Origin of the sequence: Stenotrophomonas testudinis (assembly GCF_024499815.1) — a bacterium.
Lineage (GTDB): Bacteria > Pseudomonadota > Gammaproteobacteria > Xanthomonadales > Xanthomonadaceae > Stenotrophomonas.
The window spans coordinates 12,108-32,924 of record NZ_JAMOKY010000028.1 but is presented as its reverse complement, the minus strand read 5'-3'; the positions used below and the strand labels follow the sequence as shown (position 1 = coordinate 32,924).

The 20,817-nt window shown below is 69.1% G+C and carries 13 protein-coding genes; 2 read left to right on the top strand and 11 right to left on the bottom strand.

Annotated features, from left to right (window positions below; translation table 11 throughout):
* Window positions 1-8: 8 nt before the first annotated feature.
* The 7 genes from NQ204_RS14420 to pilG form a co-directional block, all read right to left on the bottom strand.
* A complete protein-coding gene (locus NQ204_RS14420; protein WP_116863904.1) occupies window positions 9-473 on the bottom strand; it encodes a chemotaxis protein CheW in 465 nt (154 codons plus the stop codon).
* Window positions 470-1,810: a chemotaxis protein CheB gene (locus tag NQ204_RS14415; protein WP_256644227.1), complete on the bottom strand. Its 1,341-nt coding sequence runs from the start codon at window positions 1,808-1,810 to the stop codon at window positions 470-472. The genes NQ204_RS14420 and NQ204_RS14415 overlap by 4 nt, the downstream gene beginning before the upstream one ends.
* Window positions 1,797-8,351 (bottom strand): Hpt domain-containing protein, encoded by a 6,555-nt coding sequence (locus NQ204_RS14410; protein WP_256644226.1) that lies wholly within the window; start codon window positions 8,349-8,351, stop codon window positions 1,797-1,799. Before NQ204_RS14410 ends, NQ204_RS14415 begins: the two co-directional genes overlap by 14 nt.
* A 100-nt stretch (window positions 8,352-8,451) precedes the next feature.
* On the bottom strand, window positions 8,452-10,488 hold the full coding sequence (locus tag NQ204_RS14405) for a methyl-accepting chemotaxis protein (protein ID WP_256644225.1): 2,037 nt from the start codon (window positions 10,486-10,488) through the stop codon (window positions 8,452-8,454).
* Window positions 10,489-10,529: 41 nt separating this feature from the next.
* Window positions 10,530-11,060 carry a chemotaxis protein CheW gene (locus tag NQ204_RS14400; RefSeq protein WP_116863901.1) on the bottom strand — a complete coding sequence of 177 codons (531 nt, stop codon included), beginning with the start codon at window positions 11,058-11,060 and terminating at the stop codon, window positions 10,530-10,532.
* Entirely contained in the window at window positions 11,060-11,422 is a 363-nt protein-coding gene (locus tag NQ204_RS14395; RefSeq protein WP_108769692.1) for a response regulator, read from the bottom strand. The genes NQ204_RS14400 and NQ204_RS14395 overlap by 1 nt, the downstream gene beginning before the upstream one ends.
* 18 nt (window positions 11,423-11,440) lie before the next feature.
* A complete protein-coding gene (gene pilG, locus NQ204_RS14390; RefSeq protein ID WP_005418455.1) occupies window positions 11,441-11,842 on the bottom strand; it encodes a twitching motility response regulator PilG in 402 nt (133 codons plus the stop codon).
* A gap of 240 nt (window positions 11,843-12,082) precedes the next feature.
* Here pilG and gshB point away from each other — a divergent pair, with 240 nt between their 5' ends.
* Both gshB and NQ204_RS14380 read left to right on the top strand, forming a co-directional pair.
* Window positions 12,083-13,030 (top strand): glutathione synthase, encoded by a 948-nt coding sequence (gene gshB, locus NQ204_RS14385; protein WP_256644224.1) that lies wholly within the window; start codon window positions 12,083-12,085, stop codon window positions 13,028-13,030.
* A complete protein-coding gene (locus tag NQ204_RS14380) occupies window positions 13,030-13,914 on the top strand; it encodes an energy transducer TonB family protein (protein WP_108769694.1) in 885 nt (294 codons plus the stop codon). Before gshB ends, NQ204_RS14380 begins: the two co-directional genes overlap by 1 nt.
* Before the next feature lie 573 nt (window positions 13,915-14,487).
* Here NQ204_RS14380 and tsaB read toward each other — a convergent pair.
* The 4 genes from tsaB to mrcB all read right to left on the bottom strand — a co-directional run bounded on the left by tsaB (window position 14,488) and on the right by mrcB (window position 20,787).
* Window positions 14,488-15,201 carry a tRNA (adenosine(37)-N6)-threonylcarbamoyltransferase complex dimerization subunit type 1 TsaB gene (gene tsaB, locus NQ204_RS14375; protein WP_256644223.1) on the bottom strand — a complete coding sequence of 238 codons (714 nt, stop codon included), beginning with the start codon at window positions 15,199-15,201 and terminating at the stop codon, window positions 14,488-14,490.
* 9 nt (window positions 15,202-15,210) lie between these two features.
* Window positions 15,211-17,274 (bottom strand): DNA repair helicase YoaA, encoded by a 2,064-nt coding sequence (yoaA, locus tag NQ204_RS14370; protein WP_116863897.1) that lies wholly within the window; start codon window positions 17,272-17,274, stop codon window positions 15,211-15,213.
* 538 nt (window positions 17,275-17,812) lie between these two features.
* The gene (locus NQ204_RS14365; RefSeq protein WP_116865319.1) at window positions 17,813-18,346 is read right to left on the bottom strand and encodes a hypothetical protein; all 534 of its coding nucleotides are present in this window, start codon (window positions 18,344-18,346) and stop codon (window positions 17,813-17,815) included.
* Window positions 18,346-20,787, bottom strand: coding sequence for a penicillin-binding protein 1B (gene mrcB / locus NQ204_RS14360; RefSeq protein ID WP_256644222.1), 2,442 nt, complete (start codon window positions 20,785-20,787; stop codon window positions 18,346-18,348). Before mrcB ends, NQ204_RS14365 begins: the two co-directional genes overlap by 1 nt.
* Between the last annotated feature and the right edge of the window lie 30 nt (window positions 20,788-20,817).

Below are 20,817 nucleotides of genomic sequence, written 5' to 3'. Positions count from 1 at the left end.
GCGGATGATCAGGCGGCCAGCGAATCCAGCGCCGATTCCAGTGCGTCCAGGTTCGGCAGCAGCGCGCTCTTTTCACCCAGCAGCACGCGCATGTGCACGATCTCCGGCAGGGTTTCTTCCGAAGCGTCGGCCAGCAGGCCGTCGCGCGGCACCGAGATCAGCTGCGGGAAGTTCTGCGTCAGCAGCGCGTAGTACGGGCGCTGTGCATTGCCGCTGAGAGCCTTCAGCACCACCACCTTGTTGTGCCCGCCCACCACTTCATCGCCCAGCCCGGACAGGCGGGCGAAGGACAGCAGCGGCACCTGCCAGCCGTGCCAGGCGATCTGCCCGACCAGCCAGCGCGGCGCATCGGCCACCGGTTCCACCGCCACGCGCGACATCATTTCGGCCACCGTTGCATTGGGCAGCAGCACGCGCTCGCCACCGGACTGGATCAGGACGCCACGGATCTCATCGTTGTTCGCGTAGCTCATGGCGTCTCTCCGTTGTCCTCGTCCAAGGCCCAGCGCGCGGCGATGGCCTGTGCCAGTTCCTGCGGTTCACCGGCCACCATGCCGGCAGCGACCACGGCGGTTGCCGCGGCGGGGTCATAGCAGCCCTCACCCACCTGCCCTGCCACCCAGGCACCGGCCTCGGCCAGGTCCAGGGCCGGGCCAACATGGGCCAGGTCGGCGCCACTGAGCAGGACGAGGGCGCTGTGTTCGGCCGGCAGCGTGGCAATCGAGATACCCAGCGGGTCGGTCTGGAAATGCAGGCCATCGGCCGCGGCACGCACGCCGATGTCGTCGGACAGGATGTGGACCTCGCCCGGCGTCGCGCGGCGGCCGGCCTCGGCCAACTGCACCGGCAGCGGCGATACCCGTGCCATCTGCTTGACCAGGTTGCCGTAGCGGCCCCCGTCCAGGCGCATGTGCACCAGCACCGGCACGGCCAGCCCGGTCGGCAGCGCGCCCAGCAGGCGGCGCAGCGCATCGGGTCCACCGATGCCGGCCAGCACCAGCAGTGCCCCGGCGCGTGCACCGGCAGGGAGGCCGGCATCCAGGTCGACCAGACTCAGGCGGCCGGTGTCGAAGGACGGTGCGGCTACCGGCTCGTCGCGCGTGGGCGGGGCGGCGGCCGGTGTGTCGGCGGCCTCGTCGACCAGCGACCAGGCAGTGTGATCGAAGGACACCGGCGGCGGCACGAGCGCATCGTCCGCCGGCGCCTCCACTGCATCGGCAGCGGGCTCCGGCGTCTGCGCCTGCAACGCGGCCAGGTGCTGTTCCAGCGACATCGGTTCAGCGAACGTCAGCGGCGATGCAGGTGTGGTGTACAGGCTGTCGGCCGGCACGTCGCCGGCCCAGTCCTGGGCCTGCTCCATGTGCGCGTACAGGACTTCATCCTTCGGCGGTACCGGCGGCGGCGAAGGCCGGCCCGGTTCCAGCTGCAGGCTGGGTTCGTCTTCGGCGCCCGGCGGCAGCACCTGCTGGTGGCCGTGCAGCTTGGCCGACAGATGGCGGCCCCAGCGCTGCGCTTCCCAACCGTCGCGGCGCGCGGCCAGTTCGGCTTCGTCGAACACCAGGGTCAGGCTCGGTGCCGACAGTGCCGGCTCCAGCCGCTCCAGCGCGTCCTCGATGGCCGCTTCCAGGGCGATCACCACGAACTGCGGATGCGCATCGGCCAGCGCCTGCGGCTCCAGCGTGGTCGGGTCATCTTCCAGCACGATCTGCACATCGGCATGCGCCAGCGCCTCGCGCAGGCGCTCCCGAGCAGCGCCCGGACGGGCCAGCAGGGCAACGGCCGGAACCGGATTGACGTCACTCACGGACACGGGCGATCCCCAGCAGGTCGTACACGTTACGCATCAGGTCCAGCTCCTGGTACGGCTTGCCCAGGTAGCGCTGCACGCCGATCTCGAAGGCGCGCTGGCGATGCTTGTCACCGCTGCGCGAGGTGATCATCACGATCGGCACATCCTTGTAGCGCGGGTCGGCACGCATCGCGGTGGCCAGCTCGTAACCGTCCATGCGCGGCATTTCGATGTCCAGCAGCATCAGGTCGGGCACGCGCTCTTCCAGCTGCTCCAGGGCCTCGACGCCGTCGCGGGCGACGCTGACCTCGAAGTTGTGGCGTTCCAGGATGCGGCCGGTCACCTTGCGCATGGTCAGCGAATCGTCGACCACCATCACCAGCGGAACCTGGCGCTCCAGGCGCGGCGCGTTGTCCTGCACCGGCGCGATCGGGTTGGCCAGGTAACGGCGCACCAGCGGGGCCACGTCGAGGATGACCACCACGCGGCCATCGCCGGTGATGGTGGCACCGTAGATGCCAGGCACCGAGGCGATCTGCAGGCCGACCGGCTTCACCACGATTTCGCGGTTGCCCAGCACCTGGTCGATCGCCACGGCGGCACGCAGGTCGCCGGCGCGGACCAGCAGCAGCGGCACCTGGTCCTGGCCGTCGGCACGCGCCGGGGCCTGGCCGACCAGGCTGCCCAGGTCGTACAGCGGATAGTCTTCGCCGCTGTAGCGGTAACTGCTGTCGGCGGCTTCGAAACGCTCGCGCGACAGGCGGCCGATACCACTGACCGACGCCACCGGCACGGCAAACGTGGTTTCGCCGATCTGCACGAACACGGCCTGGGTGACGGCCAGGGTCTGCGGCAGGCGCAGGGTGAAGCGCACGCCCTGGCCACGCACCGACTGGATGTCGACCGAGCCACCGAGCTGGCGCACTTCGTTGCGCACCACGTCCATGCCCACGCCGCGGCCGGCCAGCTGGCTGACCTGGTCGGCGGTGGAGAAGCCGGCGGCGAAGATCAGGCTGTCCAGTTCCTGTTCGTTCGGCGACGCATCGGCGGCCAGCAGGCCACGGTCGATGGCGCGGCGACGGATCGCCTCGCGGTCCAGGCCGGCACCGTCATCGGCCACCTCCAGCACGATTTCCGAGCCTTCGCGGTGCAGGCGGATGGCGATCTCGCCTTCTTCCGGCTTGCCGGCGGCGCGACGCTGTTCCGGTGCTTCCAGGCCGTGGGCCACGGAGTTGCGCAGCATGTGTTCCAGCGGCGCGACCATGCGGTCCAGGACGTTGCGGTCCAGTTCGCCGTGGGTACCTTCCAGGGTCAGATGCACCTGCTTGCTGGTGTCCATACCGGCCTGGCGGACGACACGGCGCAGGCGCGGCACCAGGCCATCGAACGGCACCATGCGCGCACGCATCAGGCCGTCCTGTAGCTCCGAGCTGACGCGCGACTGCTGCTGCAGCAGCGAGTCGTACTGGCGCGACAGATCGTCCAGCACGCCCTGCAGGCCGCCAAGGTCGGCTGCCGATTCGTTCAGCGCACGGCTGAGCTGCTGCAGGGTGGAGAAACGGTCCAGTTCCAGCGGATCGAACTTCTGGTCGGCCTGGTCCTGCTCGCGCTGGTAGCGGGCGACGATCTGCGCCTCGGTTTCCAGGTCGAGTCGACGCAGCTGGTCGCGCAGTCGCGCATTGGTGCGCTCCAGTTCGCCCATGGCGCCACGGAAGGCACCCAGCTGCTGCTCCAGGCGCGAGCGGTAGATCGCCACTTCACCGGCGTGGTTGACCAGGCGGTCGAGCAGGTCGGCGCGCACGCGCACCTGTTCCTGCTGCGGACGCGCCAGCGGATCTTCCTCAGGCGCGCCTTCCACCGGCAGCGGTGCCGACAGCGGCGCATCAGCCAGGGCCAGCGGCACGGTCGCCACCGGTGCCTCGTCAGCCGGGTCGGTGCTGGCTGCAGCAGCCTTGGCAGCAGCGGCAGCCTCGCTGCGGGTGCGCGCTTCAAACGCCTCCACCAGATCCTGCGGCGGCTCGACCACGCGGTGGTCGCCGGTACGGGTCAGCAGCTGGTGCAGGCGGTCGAAACCACGCTCCAGCAGCTGCACGTCAGGACGCTCGATTTCGGTGCGGCCAGCGGCCACGGCTTCCAGCAGCGATTCGATGCTGTGGCCGAGGTCGCCGATGGCGTTGATGCCGGCCATGCGTGCACCGCCCTTGAGCGTGTGCAGGTCGCGCTGCAGGCCGGCCACCACTTCGCGGTCCTGCGGTGCATCGCGCAGTTCGCTGATCAGGCCATCGCAATGGTCGAGCAGGTCCTTGCCTTCCTCGACGAAGATGTCGACCAGCTCGCGATCGTAGACAGTGAAGTCGAGCTGATCGGCTTCGGCTTCGACGGATTCGGCTTCGATGGCTTCCGGTTCAACGGCTTCGACTGCGACGACCGCGACTTCGGCGGCGTCCTGGCTGTGGCCCGGCGCCTCTTCCATCTCGAACAGACGCACCGGTGCGGCCACCTCATCGGTCGCGTCGTCAACCAACACGTCGTCATTCACCGTCGCCGGGGACGGCAGGTCGGCGCTCTCTCCTTCACCGACCGCCGCCTCCCCGCCGACGTCCGCATCCTCGGCAAAGGCTTCCGCCTCGCCCGGCGCGAGTTCGCTGGCCTGCAGGCCGAGCACCGGCCACTGGCCGTCCTCGTCCTGCGCCTGTTCGTCCTCGATCACGTGCAGGCCGGCTTCGAGCGCGGCCTCCAGCGTGACCGGTTCTGCGAAGCCCGGCACAGCCATTTCATCCTGAAGGCTGGTTGCGTCGCTGTCGAGCGCCAATGGCTCGATGTCTTCGTCAACCGCCTCGACGGCCGGCGACTGCGGCAGCGAGCTTAGGGCAATTGCGTCATCTTCCGCCGCAACCACGGCGTCTTCCAGATCACGGTCATCCACCGGCAGCGCGCTGGCGTCCAGGTACGGCGACAGATCGTCGACGGCGGTCAGGCCGGCGGCGTCCACATCGATCGCAACTGGCGCGACTTCAGCAGTGTCCCGGGCGGTTTCAGCGGTTTCAGCAACGCCATCGGCTTCGATGGCTTCAACGGCAGCGTCCGCTTCGATCACCGTCGGCAGCGAGGCAGCGGCCTCCGGCATCGACGGCCAGCCGGCGTCGAAGTAGCGCGACAGGTCTTCGCCACCAGTCAGTTCGGCAGCCTCCAGACCGGCTTCGGCTTCGGCTTCGGCTTCGTCGAAATCTTCGTCGCCCATTTCCAGACCGACCATCGGCCAGCGCGCTTCCGGCAGTTCACCGGCCAGCGCCTGCAGGCGCTGTACCAGCTCGGCCTGCGGCGCGATGCGCGGTTGTTCGGCCTGCAGCGCGTCCATGGTGGAACTGATCGCCTGCGCGGTGGCCTCCAGCGCACCCAGCGCCTCGGCACCCGGCACCACTTCGGCGGCCAGCGCACGCTTGATGTAGGACTCGGCGGCACCGGTAACGGCGGTGATCTCCGGCACTTCGGTCATCGCGAAGGCGCCGTTCATGGTGTGCACCGCGCGCAGCAGCGCATCGTTCACCGGCTGCTCGGCCTGCTGCGCCGACTGCAGCCACTGCTGCAGGGTCGCCAAGTGGACTTCCACCTCGGCTTCCAGGATCTCGCGCAGCACGCTGTCGATGTTGGCTGGCGTACCGACCAGCTCGGCCACGGTGTCGGCGGCAAGCGCCTCTTCCACGGCAGCGGCGTCGTCCAGCACCGGCACGTCGGCCACAACTTCGGCCTGCGCCACCGGCTGCGGTGCGGCGGCCACCGGCAGCGGCACGTAGAAGGTTTCCTCACCGGCGGCCACGCGGTCGGCGATGGCCTGCATCGCCTGCAGGTCCACGGTCACGCGCTGGCCATCGCGCAGCGCGGCATTCAGCTGCGGCAGCGCGGTGTTGGCATGGTCGACCATCGCCAGCACGGCCGGGGTGGCCGCACGGCTGCCATCGAGCACGCGGTTGAGCATGCCCTCGATCTTCCAGGCGAACTCGCCGAGGGTGCGGGCGCCGACCAGGCGGCCACTGCCCTTGAGGGTGTGGAAGATGCGGCGGATCGGACGCAGCCGGTCCATGTTGTCCGGTTGCATGCGCCAGGCCGGCAGCAGCGTGCCGAGATTGCCCAGCTCGTCATCGAACTCTTCCAGGAACACCTCACGGATGTCCTGGTCGATGTTCTCGGCATCGTCGTCGAAGCCCGCTTCGAAGCCGGCGGCTTCGGCAGCCACGGCAGTGGCTTCCGGTGCCGGAGTGGCCGGCGTGGCCTGCGGATTGAACTCGGCGGCAGCCGCGCTCAGTTCGGCGAAGAACTGCGCATCGGCCTCGCTGAAATCGATCGGCGCGATGGTGTCGACGTCGACCAGGGACACGGTCGCGGCAGGGACGGCGGCAGTGGCCAGGACCTCGTCGGCGCCGGTCTCGGCGGCGGCCAGGGCCTCGATCATTTCAACCGGCGCCGCTTCGGCAACCACATCGGCCATGTCGATCTGCTCGACGGGCTCGATCGTCGTGGTGGACTCCAGCTCCAGCACCTCGACCGGCGCGGCTTCAACCGCGTCGACGATCTCCAGCACCGGCTGCAGCGCGTCGTCTTCCTCGTCCAGCGACAGCGTTTCCATCGCCTGCAGCGACAGCACGTCGTCGGCGTTGTCCAGTGCGCTATTGTCGAAGTGGAACACCACCTCGTCGGCCAGCACGGCCGGGCCATCATGCTCGGCAGCCACCGGGTCGAACACGGGCACGGCCGCCAGCTCCAGCGAAGCGCCTGCGGCGTCGTCCAGCGCGGCAACGCCGAAGTCCTCGACGCTGTCTTCCAGCACCAGCGCGTCGCCATCATCGGCCTGCGATGCTGCGACGTCGGACAACGACCACTGCGGGGCGACGTTCTGGGCCGTAGCGTCGTGCTCGAAGCTGACCGGATCGAAACTGTTGAAGGTCGGTGCGCGCTCATCGGCGACAGGCGCGGCGTCATGGCCACCCAGCTCCCACTGTGGCACGCTCGGCACCGGTGCGGTGGAGGCGGCGAACAACAACGGTGCCGGTTCGGCCTGCTCCGGCGTGGATGCGGCGATGCCCTGCCCGCCCAGCGCGCCGAACATCAGGCTGTTGTCGGCCACCGGCGCAGCCGGCAGCGGATCGAAGGTGAAGTCCGGCAGCGGCGGCGGTATCTCCCCCGGCGCCGGTGCGGCCGGCTGCACGGCGATCTCCACCGGCTCCAGCTGCAGCGCTGCGGCGGCCAGCGGCACGATCTCGCGCTCGATCGGCTGCAGCGGATCCGCGTCGGCCTCGGTCTCGGCCACCGTGCTGCTGCGCTCGGGCAGCGGCCAGTAGCGCAGGGTTTCCAGGCTGCTGCGGGTAATGTCGAGGATGTCCTCGCGACCCGGGCGGCGGTCACGCAGCGCTTCCAGGTAGTACTCCAGGCTGGCCATGGCATCGGCCAGCGTGTCCAGCTGGCGGCCACTGGGCACGCGCTGGCGGCCGATCAGTTCGGCCTCGATGTACTGCTGCACGCCGCGCAGGTAATCGGCGGCGGTGCCCAGGTCGAGCATGCGCAGCGCACCGGACACGTCGCCCAGCAGGCGCGGCACGTCCTGCAGTTCGGCGTGGTTCCAGCTGGTTTCGATGAAGGCGACGAAGTGCTCGCGGGCGGCGGCGAAATTGGCGATCGCCTCGTGTGCCAGCACTTCCACCGTGCGCCGGTTCTCCACCGCGCTCGGGTCATCCTCGCCACTGCCGCCGGCGCCCAGGTGGGCGACCTGGTCGTCCAGCGAAGCATCGACATAGAGCAGCGCACCGGCAATATCCAGCAGCATGTCTTCATCGATCTGCTGGCGGCCTTCGACCACGGCCAGCAGCGCATCGCGCTGCTGCGCGACCACGCCGCGGGCCGCGCCCAGGCCCATCATGCCCAGCGTGTCGCCGACCGCGCCCAGCTTGGTCACCTGTTCCTGCAGCTGCTGCGGCGCACCGCCGGTACGCAGGTGCAGGTCCAGGGCATCCTTGACCTGCAGCAGTTCTTCCTTGACCGCGCTGCCGACGGTGTCGAGCAGCTCGCGGTTGCGGCCGCTCAGGCTGCCACGGGCGTGGTCCAGCTCGGCCTCGGTGGCGCTGACGCTGTCCGGCGCGAAAGCGAACAGCACGCTGTCATTGACGCCTTCTTCGCCACGCGCGGCACGGATATCGTTCAGCAGCGGCATCAGCACGATGGGAATATCGCGGTGGCCGTTCTGCAGGCGTTCCAGGTAATCGGGCAGCAGTACGCTGCCACGCATCAGCGTGGCGCAGGCTTCATCGCGGTCGGCCACGCGGCCTTCGCCGACGGCCACGGCCAGCTGTTCCAGTTCCTCGGCCACCATCGCCGGGGCATACAGCTCGACCATGCGCAGGGTGCCCTGCACCTGGTGCAGGTAGCCGGCGCAGATGCGCATGCGGCCACCGTCGGCCGGGTCCTCGACGAAGTACTCGACCTCGTGCCGCACCTGGCGCAGGGTCTCGTCCAGCTCCGGCTTGACCCAGCCCAGCGCTGCATGGCTCATCGCATCGCGCAGGCTGCTCATGGACGCGCTCCGGTCGCCGCCGCGCGGAGGCCGCGCGTGTTCTGGCGTGGGAAATGGAAATGCTTCATCGAATGATTCCTTGCTCGCCGCCCTGCCCGCGTCACGCCGGCAGCTTGAAGTCGGCGACCGAACGACGCAGGTCGGCCGCCAACTGCGCCAGGTGGCCGATCGACTCGGCGGTCTGTCCGGCACCCTGCGAGGTCTGGCCGGTGATCTGGCGGATCACGCCCATCGTGCGGGTGATGTCCGAGGCCGCAGCGGACTGCTGCTGGGCGGCGATGGAGATGTTCTTGATGAGGGTGTTCAGGGCGTTGGACACGCGCTCGATCTCGGTCAGCGCGGTACCGGCGTCCTCGGCCAGGCGCGCACCGGAGACCACTTCGGCGGTGGTCTGCTCCATCGAGGTCACCGCTTCGTTGGTATCGGCCTGAATGGCCTGAACCAGGTTTTCGATGCGTCGGGTCGCACCCGAGGTACGTTCTGCCAGGCGCTGCACTTCGTCGGCCACGACCGCGAAACCGCGGCCGGCTTCACCGGCCGACGCGGCCTGCACAGCCGCGTTCAACGCCAGGATGTTGGTCTGCTCGGAAATGTCGTTGATCAGTTCCACGATCGAGCCGATTTCCTGCGAGGACTCACCCAGGCGCTTGATGCGCTTGGAGGTTTCCTGGATCTGGTCGCGGATCTGGTCCATGCCCTGGATGGTCTCGCGGACCACGCCGGCACCCTCGGCGGCGATGACCACCGAGCGCTGCGCCACGTCGGCCGACTCGGCCGAGTTGCGCGACACCTGTTCGATGCTCGCTGCGATTTCGCCGATGCGGTCCGAGGCCGAGGTGATCTGGTTGGCCTGGTGGCCCGCCGCCTCTGCCAGCTGCATGGCGGTGGCCTGGGTTTCCTGGGTGGACACCGCGACCTTGGCCGAGGTGTCGTTGATGGTGGTCACCAGGTGGCGCAGTTCGTCCACGGCGTAGTTGATGGCGTCTGCGATGGCGCCGGTCATGTCCTCGGTCACCGAGGCCTTGACGGTCAGGTCACCCTCACCGAGCGAGGAGATTTCGTCCAGCAGCCGCATGATCGCCTGCTGGTTGCGGCTGTTGAACTCCACCTGGGTCTGGTAGCGCAGTTCCTGTTCACGCGAACGGCTGCGCACGCTGGTGGAAACGAAGCCGATGATCGCGATCAGCGACAGCGCACCGGAGATGACGCCGATCCAGAAGTTCGGGAACAGGCGGGTATCGGACACCGAGCCGAACGAGGAGAACGCCTCGAACAGCTTGCGGCTGTCATCCAGCATGCGCGAGGAGCCCTGGCCCAGCGCGTTGGCGGCGGACTGCGCGGCGAACAGCTGGCGCGAGCTGGCGAGGATCGCGTCGGCGTCCTGCTTCATCGCTTCCCACTTCTGCTGCGACTGTTCCAGCGCAGCGACCGCACCGGCACCGCGCACGGCGGTGATGCCGAGGTCTTCGTTGCCGTTGCGCAGGCCATCGAGCACCTGCGAGAACACGGTGATGTCGCGGGCCAGCGCGTCGCCCGAGGCGGCCGCGGCGGCGCCACCGGCGCGCATTTCGGTCACGCGGCGAGCCATCGAACCGGCCACCACGACCTGCTGCAGGGCGCTGTACACCTGCGATGCGGGTGCACCGGAAGCGGACATCGCGCGCACCAGCTCGTTCAGCTGGGCCTGCAGGCCCGGCACCGCGCCGGTGAAGTTGTTGGCGTTGCCGGCCAGCGCCAGCACCGCCGGCTCGCTGGCGACCAGCTGGCCGGCCTGCTTGCCCAGCGGGGACCAGGTGTCGGACAGCGTGGTGATCGCCTTGGACACGCCCGGCTCGTTGCCGTAGCGGCCCTGCAGCGTGGACACGTTCTGCTCGATGGCGTTGCGGGTGGCCTTGAAGGCAGTGAACGCCTGCGCGTTGCCACCCACCGCATCACGGCCCTGGTTGGCCAGCTGCTGCGAGAGCACCTGCAGGTCGGCGGCCTTGGAACCGGCATCGGCCAGGCGGCTGCCCTGCCAGGTGGAGACGCCGGTGTTCACACCGAACAGGATCATCGACAGGGCCAGCAGGGCCAGCCAGAGGTTGCTGCCGCCCAGCCGCAGCTTGCCGGTCTTGGGGGCGTCCGAAGCAGTACTCATCGTTCAACCTCGATCTTCAATGCAGGGGGCGTTGCCCGGCCTCAGGCCGCGGCTTGCCGGAATTCAGGGGTGCGCGACAGCAACGAGAGCGAGAACACGCCCCAGTCATGGCCATCGGCATGGAAGGCGCGATCGACGAAATGACCGTAGCGGCCTTCGGCCAGGGTGCCGGCCTGGACCTGCTGGCCCAGTTCGAAACTGCGCTGGCCGAACAGCTCGTCGATGGTCAGGGCGACGTCGCCGCCGGCCTGGCGCATGATCAGCACGCGGTGGCCTTCCTGCTGCACGGTGCGCGCGCCTTCCAGGAAGTACTTCAGGTCGACCACCGGGAACAGGTTGCCGCGCAGGTTGCCCACGCCCAGCAGCCAGGGCTGCGCGCAGGGCACCGGGGTCACCGGCGGCATCGGCACGATTTCCACCACTTCGCGGAAATCGGACACCAGCCGGCGCTGGCCCACGCGGAAGCCGACGCCACGCCACAGGTCCTCGGCGAACTGCCGCCCGGGCAGCTGCACCGCATGGGACAGGCTGCGCCGTTCGTAGGCCTCAAGAATGTCGAAGGGCGAACGCATCAGGCCACCAGTTCGTTGATCCGCGCGATCAGGTCTTCTTCGCGCGGCGGCTTGACGATGTAATCGGCTGCGCCCTGGCGCAGGCCCCATGCCTTGTCGGTTTCCATCGCCTTGGTGCTGACGATGATCACCGGGATGTGCTTGATCGCCGCATCGCGCGACATCGCGCGGGTGGCCTGGAAACCGCTCATGCCGGGCAGGACCACGTCCATCAGCACCAGCTGCGGAACCTGGTCACGCACCAGCTGCAGGCCATCCTCGGCGTTGTCCGCTTCCAGCACCTCGTGGCCGGCACGGCGCAGCCACTGGGTGAACACCGCGCGGTCGGTCGGTGAATCCTCGATCAGGACGATACGAGCCATTGTGCCTTTCCCCCCTGGTCAGGCGTTGACGTATGTGCGGATGGCACCCAGCAGTTCTTCCCGCGTGAAAGGCTTGGTCAGGTACTGTTCCGAGCCGACGATGCGTCCGCGGGCCTTGTCGAACAGGCCGTCCTTGGAGGACAGCATGATGACCGGCGTTGCCTTGAACAGCTGGTTGCCCTTGATCAGCGCGCAGGTCTGATACCCGTCGAGACGGGGCATCATGATGTCCACGAAGATGATCTGTGGCTGCTGGTCGGCGATCTTGGCCAAGGCCTCGAAGCCATCGGTCGCGGTCACCACTTCGCAGCCTTCCCGCTTCAACAGGGTTTCCGCAGTCCGGCGGATGGTCTTCGAGTCATCGATGACCATCACCCGGAGTCCTGCGAGCTCCCCGCCCGCAGTCGTGTTTTCAGTCATTGCCTTTCCCCAAGCGCGCGACCCTTCTGTGCTGGGGGCCGCTACGAAGGCGTATCTATATCGCACTTTCCGCGCCCGCTTCAAGCGCCGCCCACGGCGCTTGGGATGCCGGCTTGCTGAACGTGACAGGTTTGGCAATGACTGCGCAGACGGCTGGACGGACGCAGCGTTGCAGCACCCCGGGCAGGCACGCGGGGGGCGTTGCCGCTACCATCAACGCCTTGCCTGACAGGTGCACCCATGCCGTTGAACGTCATCGTGGTGATGGACCCCATCGCCCACATCAAGATCGCCAAGGACACCACCTTCGCCATGCTGCTGGAAGCCCAGCGCCGCGGCCACGCCCTGCACTATGTGCGGCCGGGCGGCCTGGCCCTGGATGGCGGCGTGGCGGTGGCCCAGACCGCCCCGCTGCAGGTCCGCGACGACCCCTCCGACTGGTACGAACTTGGCGCATTCAGCCGCACCGCGTTCGGCCCGGGCCAGATCGTACTGATGCGCAAGGACCCGCCGGTCGATGCCGAATACGTCTATGACACCCAGGTGCTGGACGTGGCCGCCGCCGCCGGTGCCTGCGTGATCAACAACCCGCAGGGCCTGCGCGACTACAACGAGAAGCTGGCCGCCCTGCTGTTCCCGCAGTGCTGCCCGCCGACCCTGGTCAGCCGCGACGCCAAGGCACTGAAGGCCTTCGCCCTGGAACACGGCCAGGCCGTGCTGAAGCCGCTGGACGGCATGGGTGGTCGCTCGATCTTCCGCAGCGGTCAAGGCGATCCGAACCTGAACGTGATCCTGGAAACCCTGACCGACGGCGGCCGCAAGCTGGCGCTGGCCCAGAAGTTCATTCCCGACATCACCGCCGGCGACAAGCGCATCCTGCTGGTCGACGGCGAACCGGTGGACTACTGCCTGGCGCGCATCCCGCAGGGTGACGAGTTCCGCGGCAATCTGGCCGCCGGTGGCCGCGGCGAAGGCCGCCCGCTGAGCGAGCGTGACCGCTGGATCGCCGGCCAGGTCGGGCCGGAGATGAAGCGCCGCGGCATGCGCTTCGTCGGCCTGGACGTGATCGGTGATTACCTGACCGAAGTGAACGTGACCAGCCCGACCTGCGTACGCGAGCTGGACGCGCAGTACGGGCTGAACATCGCCGGCACCCTGTTCGACGCAATCGAGGCCGGCCTGCGCTGATGGACGCCGCGTCCGCCGTGCTCGCCCCGCCGCCGCGCGAAGCGCAGCGGCTGGGGGCCACCCTTGCCCTGTCGGTCATCGTCCACGCCCTGCTGATCCTGGGCGTGGGCTTTGCCGTGAAGGGCGAGGCACCACTGGTGCCGACGCTGGAAGTGATCTTCAGCCAGACCCGCACGGCGCTGACGCCGAAGCAGGCCGATTTCCTGGCCGCGGCCAGCCAGGAAGGCGGCGGCGAGCATGACCGCGCGCAACGGCCGCGCGACAACCAGACCGGCATCGTGCCGCAGGCACAGAGTGGGCTGAGCCCGGTGCCGCAGCAACAGCAGTCGGCCGCGCCGGTGCCGCCGCCGCAGGCGCGGGTTGTCAGCAGCCGCAATGGCGAGGACACCGTGGCGCAGGCGCAGGCCCGCCCCACCCCGCTGGAACCGACCCCGGACGCGGCGCAGACCGCGCGCGAGCAGCGCGACGCGGAAATGGCTCGCCTGGCTGCCGAGGTGCACCTGCGCTCGGCGCAGTACGCCAAGCGTCCAAACCGCAAGTTCGTTTCGGCCAGCACGCGCGAATATGCCTACGCCAACTACCTGCGTGCGTGGGTCGACCGCGCCGAGCAGGTGGGCAACCTGAACTACCCGGACGAAGCGCGTCAGCGCCGGCTGGCTGGCCAGGTGGTGATCAGCGTGGGGGTGCGCCGCGATGGCAGCGTGGAAAGCAGCCGTATCCTGAAAACCAGCGGCACGCCATTGCTCGATGAGGCGGCACTGCGGGTGATCCAGCTGGCGCAGCCGTTCCCGGCGTTGCCGAAGACGGATGATGGCGTGGATATCCTGCAGGTGACCCGCACCTGGGTGTTCCTGCCGGGTGGCGAACTGCGCGACGACCGGTAGGAGTTTTGTTGCCCGGGCCTGCGGCCCGGGACCCACTGAGGCAACGGCCGAAGCAACTGCAGGAGCGAGAGCGGCGGTTGGGCTGTGGGTCTGGCGGGGCGGTATGGCTGGTCAGGACACGCCGTAAACCCGTCCATGGGGGCTCGATGGCGGCATCCATGCCGCCAACGGTCCTGCCCAGCCACACCGCCCCACCTCTGACAGATCGCGGCGCATCTTCGCTCTTGGTAGGTGTCGACCTTGGTCGACACTCATCCACGCAACGCGTGGATGCGAGCGAAGCCATCGGCTTCTGACTTTGATTCTTCTTTTTTGATTTTCCGTGGCGGACGCGCACGGAAACTGTCCGTGGCCGGCGGGTGGGCTGCGCAGGGGCGTGAGCCGCATGGATGCGGCGACCGAGCTTACATGGGTGAGGGCGCCTTGCTTGCGAAGCACTGCTTCGCGAGCGACCGAACGCCCAGCCGCCAGCGGCTGGGCCGGGCCCCGGAGAGGGACTTGCAGCGCCCCCTGCGCAGCCCATCCGCCCGGCCAACCCCACGAATCCGCGATCAGCGAGCCGCCACGAGGGGCTCAGCCGTTGGCTTTCGCCTTCGCCTCGCGGGCGGCCTGCTGCTCGACCAGGGTCAATGCCACGTTGTCCCGCAGGTATGCCGGTTCGACTTTCTCCGCCGCCACGCCTTCGCCACGCGCGAACGCCGGCACCGCCAGCGCCAGCACGTCCGACGCGCGCGGCAATGCCGCTGCATCGAAACCACGCAGGCCCGCCCCCAGCTGCGCCACCAGCGCGCCGTCGGCCGCGGCGAAACCGGTGCCGATGCCGTAGGCCTGCAGCCCGTCCGGCAACGCCACCGCCGCCGGTGCGCACACACGCTCGGCATCGAGGGCCACCGGCAGGCCATCCACGCGCTCGAAGCGCGCCACGTACAACTCGCCCATCCGCGCATCGATCGCCGACAGGATCTGGGTTTCCTCGGCCGGCGCGCGCAGCGCCAGTACCTGCAGCGTCGACACCGGCAGCAGCGGCCGGTCCAGCGCCAGGGCGATGCCCTGCGCGATCGCGATCGCCAGGCGCACCCCCGTGAACGCTCCCGGCCCGCGGCTGAGGGCAATGCCATCGAGCTGGCGGCGGCTGATGCCGGCCTCGGCCAGCAGCGCCTCGGCCCACGGCAGGCTCAGCTCGGCATGGCGACGCGGGGCGATCTCGAAGCGCTCCAGCACCTGCCCATCGACATGCAGGGCAACGGAACAGGCTTCGGTGGCGGTTTCAAAGGCGAGCAGTTTCATCGGACGGAATCAGAACAGGGGGAACGTGGCGCCGGGGGCCGGCTGGGGACCCGGCGCGGGGGCCGGGACGGTCAGGGCGGCAGCGTCGTCGGCCACGGGGGTCCATTGTGGCGCAAAGAAGGCCTGCACATCGGCCAGCGCGCGGGTGCGGCGGAACGGCGGCAGCGAATCGAGGAATACCCGGCCATAGCCGCGGTTGAGCAGGCGCGGGTCGCACAGCACCAGAACGCCGCGGTCGGTCTCGCTGCGGATCAGCCGGCCCACGCCCTGCTTGAGGGCAATCACCGCCTGCGGCAGCTGTTCGTCGCGGAACGGATTGCCGCCCTGGCTGCGGATCGCCTCCAGCCGCGCCTCGTAGACCGGGTCGTCCGGCGCGGCGAACGGCAGCTTGTCGATGACCACCACGCTCAGCGCCTCGCCCACCACGTCCACGCCCTCGCGGAAACTGGCCGAGCCAAGCAGCACGCCATTGCCGGAATCGCGGAAACGCTGCAGCAACGTGGCGCGCGGCGCCTCGCCCTGCACGAACAGGGGCCATGGCCCGTCGCGCAGGGCCTCGGCGGCCTCGCGCAGCGCACGGTGCGAGGCGAACAGCAGGAACGCCCTGCCCTGCGAGGCCTGCAGCACCGGCCGCAGGGCCTGGATGAGCGCGGTGCCGAAGCCGCGCGCAGCGGGATCGGGCAGGCCTTCAGGCAGGTAGCACAGCGCCTGCTCGGGCCAGTTGAACGGGCTGGGCTGGACCAGCGTGTGCGGATCGTCCAGGCCAAGCCGGGTGGCGATGTGGTCGAAGCCACCGCCCACGGTCAGCGTGGCCGAGGTGAAGATCCACGCCGCACGGCTGCGCTCGCGGTGCTCACGCAGCGGCCCGGACACATCCATCGGCGTGCGCTGGCAGCGGAACCCGCGCGGGGTGAGTTCGTACCAGAGCACATCTGCGGCACTGGCCGCACTGGCCGCATCGGCCGGATCGGCATCGAAATCCAGGGTCGGCTCGTCGTCGCCCAGCCAGCGCGACAACCGCGACACCGCTTCGCGCGCACGGGCATGGCAGGCATCGAGGCCGGCGGCGGCTTCGCGAAGCGGCTGCAGCGCCTGTTCAAGCGCCACCAGGCAGGTCATCGCCGTATCGAATCCCTCGCGCACCTGCGGCATCGCCAACGCGCGCCACTGGGTACCGCGTGAAGGCAGCCCTTCCATCGCCAGGCGCAGCGCCAGCAGCGCCTGCTGCAGCTGGTCGACCGGCTCCTGCAGCGCCGACTGCGCACCGCCGACGCCACGCGCCTCGGCCAGGCAGTCGCGGGCCAGCTCCTGCCAAGGGCGCATGCCGAAGCCCTCGCCGAAGAACTGCGCGGCGAGTTCGGGCAGCTGGTGCGCCTCGTCGATGACGAAGGCCTGTGCACCGGGTAGCAGCTCGCCGAAGCCATCCTGCTTGAGCGCCAGATCGGCCAGCAGCAGGTGGTGGTTGACCACCACCACGTCGGCCGCCTGCGCGCGTTGCCGCGCGTGCACGACGAAACAGTCGTCCCAGAACGGGCAGTCGGTGCCCAGGCAGTTGTCGACGGTGGAAGTCACCATCGGCAGCAGCGGCGAATCGTCGGCCAGGCCGTCCAGCTCGGCGATGTCGCCGAACTGCGAGCGGCCGGACCAGGCGAGGATGCGCTGGAACTGCGCGGCCTGTTCGGGGGTGGAAAAACGCGGCTCGCCCCGCGCCTGCTGCAGGCGGTAGCGGCACAGGTAATTGGCCCGGCCCTTCAGCAGCGCACTGCGCAGGCCCACGCCCAGCGCCTGCCGCACGCGCGGCAGATCGCGGTGGTAGAGCTGGTCCTGCAGCGCGCGGGTGCCGGTGGAGATGATGGTGCGCAGGCCGGACAGCAGGACCGGCACCAGGTAGGCGAACGTCTTGCCGGTGCCCGTTCCGGCCTCGGCCAGCAGCAGGTCGCGCTGCTGCAGCGCGTCGGCGATGGCCTCGGTCAGGCGCAGCTGTGCGGGACGCGGGTTGAAGGCATCCAGGTGCGAGGCGAGCGCGCCGCCTTCGCTGAGGGCTTCGCGGCTGGCATGAACGAGGTCGGACATCAGACAGGAAGGATACCCGGCCGGGCGCTGCCCGGCACCCGTTTCAAGCCAGGGCAACAGCAACGGCGGTGTTCATGGCTCTGGGTTGTACTGGGGGCTGGCGGGGGGCTGTGGGTTTGCGGGGACGCCGTAAACCCATCCATGGGGGCTTGGTCGCCGCATCCATGCGGCTCACACCCCGCAAACCCACAGCCCCCCGCCTTCGACAGTTTCTTGGTGACGGATGGACATGCTCCGTAGCGTCGAGCTTGCTCGACTGGCATCTAGAAGCGGTGATGGAACGGGAAGAAGAGAATGAGTGCGCGCAGCGCGCGACCCGCTTTTGACTTGAATTTGTTCTTGCCTGCGGCCCGCGCGGTGTGTGGCGGGCCGGGTGGGTGGGGCGTGCAGGACCGTTGGCGCCATGGATGGCGCCATCGAGCCCCCATGGACGGGTTTACGGCGTGTCCTGCACGCCCCACCCACCCGGCCCATCACGACCATCCGTCAGTTCGAGCGCGTGCCGCAGAGGGGGCTGCGCCCGATGGAGGGGAACACCTCAGTACCGCTTGATCCCCGGCACCGTGCACCCTTCAATCTGCGCATGCGCCGATACCGCATTCTCCTTCTCGCCCCGCGCCAGGCGCGACTGCTCGATGGTCGCCCAGTGCCGGCGGCACAGTGGCCCCGTCTTCGAACCCAGGTCCACCGCCTTGCGCGCGAACGTCTCCGCCTCGGCCCACTGGCCCTGCAGCAGCGCGATCTCCGCGCGTTCCTGCAGCACCGCCGGGTCGCCCGCCACGATCTGCAGTGCCTGGTCCAGGCTGCCGGCGGCGGCGGCCAAGTCGTTGCCCTGGCGCTGGGCCAGTGCGGTCTGGCGCAGGTCTTCCACCTGCGAATCACGCAGCGGCTGCACCGACAGTTCCTTGTCGTCCGGGCCAGCGGCGGCTTCCACGTTGGCCAGGCGCTGGGCCGGCGTGGTGGTGTCCACCGGCTTGGCTGCCGGCGGCGGGCTGCTCACGCAGGCGGCCAAGGCCAGGCTCAGGCCGGTCACGGCCAGCAGCGGATACAGGGATCGAAAGGTCATCGGCATCACCGGCTGGGAGGAGGAGTGGCGGCAGCGGGCGCTGCGGCAGGTTCGGCGGCAGGCGGTTCCTGCTTGCGGTCCAGGCCGAACCAGCTGCGCCAGCCACCGCTTTCGCTTTCACCGCCCTGCTCGTCCGGCAACGCGGCCGGCGCGCAGGGGGCGTAGGCCGGCGCGTAGCCAACCACGAACGGGAAGCGACGGGCGTCCGGACAGCCTTCATCGGTGCTGTTGGTACCGGTGGCGGCCACCGACTGCCAGTCCAGGCCCTTGTTGCTGACCTTCAGCGGCGCACTCGGCAGGCGCTGGAAGATGCCCGACCACACCCGCATCGCACCGGTGGCGCCGTACAGGCCAGCCTGTTCGTTCTGGTCGTTGCCCATCCAGATCACCGCCAGGTGGTCGCCGGTGTAACCGGCATACCAGCTGTCGCGGCCATCGTTGGTGGTGCCGGTCTTGCCGGCCGGCTGCAGGCGGCCCAGGCCATCGGCGTTCAGGCGCTGCGCGGTGCCGCTGGCGACGACCTGCTGCAGGCCGATGCTGATCAGGTTGGCGGCAATCGAATCGCCTTCCTGGGCCGGGGCCGGGGTCTTGTCGTAGCGCTTGAGCAGCTTGCCCTGCGGATCGAGCACGCCACGCACCGCATGCAGCGGCTGGATCTCGCCACCGGAGGCCAGGAACTGGTACAGCTGGGCCATCGCATACGGGCTCTGGTCGGTCGAGCCGAGGATCACCGCCGGATTGGGATCCGCCTTGATGCCGGCCAGCACGTGGATCAGCTGGGTCACCCGTTCCGGGCCGACCTGCATGCCCACGCGCACGGTCGCTTGGTTGTAGGAATGGGCCAGCGCGTCGATCAGCCGCACCGTGCCGTGGCTGCGGTTGTCCGCGTTGCCCGGGCTCCAGTTGCGGCCACGGCCGAGCTGCACCGTCACAGGTGAATCATCCACCCAGCTGGCCAGCGAATAACGGTCCGGCTGGGCCAGGGCGAGCAGGTACACGAACGGCTTCAGCAGCGAACCGACCGGGCGCTGTGCCTCGATGGCGCGGTTGAAGCCGACCTCGGACACTTCGCGGCTGCCGATCACCGCCACCACGTCGCCGTTGTGCACGTCGGTCATCACCATGCCCGCCTGCAGCTCGGGACGACGCTTGCTCTCCAGCGACTTGATGGTGCGGGTGACCGCGCCTTCGGCGTAGGCCTGCGCGGAGGGCGACATGCCGCTCATGACGCTCAGGCCGGCGCCCTGCAGGGCCGATTCAGGGTAGTCATGACCGAGCTGGCGACGTACCAGGTCGACATAGGCGGGGAAGCGGTTGGCCGCCACCAGGCCCGGGCTCTTGGGCACGCCCAGCGGCGCCTTCAGCGCCCGCTGGTACTCGGCGTCGTCGATCAGGGTTGCTTCGTGCAGCTTGCCCAGCACGAAGTTGCGGCGGTCGGTCGCGCGCTCCGGGTTGCGACGCGGGTCGTAGTAAGACGGCCCCTTGACCAGGCCGATCAGCAGCGCGATGTGCTCGGTATCCAGCGAGGACAGGTCGCGACCGAACCAGAACTCGGCGCCGGAGGACATGCCGTGGATCGCCTGGCTGCCGCGCTGGCCCAGGTACACCTGGTTGAGGTAGGCCTCGAAAATGGTGCGCTTGTCGTAGCGCGCTTCCATGATCAGCGCGTACAGCACTTCATTGAACTTGCGGGTGAGTGTCTGTTCCTTGCCGATGCCGAGCAGGCCGCTGCGGGCCAGCTGCTGGGTCAGCGTGGACGCGCCCTGGCGGCTCTGGCCACCGGAACGGATGGTTACCCACACCGCGCGCGCGATGCCGGACAGGTCGATGCCGTGGTGGCGGTTGAAGTCCTTGTCCTCCACCGCCTGCAGGCCGGTCACCAGCAGGTCCGGCGCTTCGTTCATGCGGATCAGGCGGCGCTCTTCCTGCTTCTGCCCGTACAGCGTGGCGATGCGCGCCGGATCCAGGCGGGCGGCCTTCAGTGCCTTGCGCGAATCGGGGTCACGCAGCGACGCGATGCTGCCGCCGGACAGCGACAGTTCCACGCGCTTGGCAGCGACGTGGCCATCGACATCGTTGTAGCCGCGGCTGGAAATGGTGAAGCGCCCGCCCTGCACCGCATAGGTCGCCGGGTCCTTGCCCAGGCCATCATCGCGGTAGGCCGACGCCGCCAGTTCGGTCTTCAGCGTGGCGGCGTCCATGGCCTTGCCGGGCACCAGCACCAGCGGGCGCGCGTAGACACGTGTCGGAATCTGCCAGCGCAGTTCGCCAAAACGCTGGGTGACCTGTTGGTTCAGGTAAAGCGTATAGGGAATGAGGAACCCCAGTCCCAACGCGACTGCCGCCATGGTCCAGGTGATCAACCGGCGGCGCCACAGGGGACTGGAGTCCTGCTGGTCGTCGTCGTCGAAATCGTCGATGTCGTCGGAATCGTAGCGTCGGGGCACGGGAATGCGAGAATGTAGGGTCAGGCGAGT

What these genes read in the sequence shown, in the direction of transcription:
- pilG (WP_005418455.1), bottom strand. Translation starts at nt 11,842, where the DNA reads ATGACTGAAAACACGACTGCGGGCGGGGAGCTCGCAGGACTCCGGGTG.
- yoaA (WP_116863897.1), bottom strand. Translation starts at nt 17,274, where the DNA reads ATGTCCGACCTCGTTCATGCCAGCCGCGAAGCCCTCAGCGAAGGCGGC.
- NQ204_RS14400 (WP_116863901.1), bottom strand. Translation starts at nt 11,060, where the DNA reads ATGCGTTCGCCCTTCGACATTCTTGAGGCCTACGAACGGCGCAGCCTG.
- NQ204_RS14405 (WP_256644225.1), bottom strand. Translation starts at nt 10,488, where the DNA reads ATGAGTACTGCTTCGGACGCCCCCAAGACCGGCAAGCTGCGGCTGGGC.
- tsaB (WP_256644223.1), bottom strand. Translation starts at nt 15,201, where the DNA reads ATGAAACTGCTCGCCTTTGAAACCGCCACCGAAGCCTGTTCCGTTGCC.
- NQ204_RS14365 (WP_116865319.1), bottom strand. Translation starts at nt 18,346, where the DNA reads ATGCCGATGACCTTTCGATCCCTGTATCCGCTGCTGGCCGTGACCGGC.
- NQ204_RS14395 (WP_108769692.1), bottom strand. Translation starts at nt 11,422, where the DNA reads ATGGCTCGTATCGTCCTGATCGAGGATTCACCGACCGACCGCGCGGTG.
- NQ204_RS14420 (WP_116863904.1), bottom strand. Translation starts at nt 473, where the DNA reads ATGAGCTACGCGAACAACGATGAGATCCGTGGCGTCCTGATCCAGTCC.
- NQ204_RS14410 (WP_256644226.1), bottom strand. Translation starts at nt 8,351, where the DNA reads ATGAGCAGCCTGCGCGATGCGATGAGCCATGCAGCGCTGGGCTGGGTC.
- gshB (WP_256644224.1), top strand. Translation starts at nt 12,083, where the DNA reads ATGCCGTTGAACGTCATCGTGGTGATGGACCCCATCGCCCACATCAAG.
- NQ204_RS14380 (WP_108769694.1), top strand. Translation starts at nt 13,030, where the DNA reads ATGGACGCCGCGTCCGCCGTGCTCGCCCCGCCGCCGCGCGAAGCGCAG.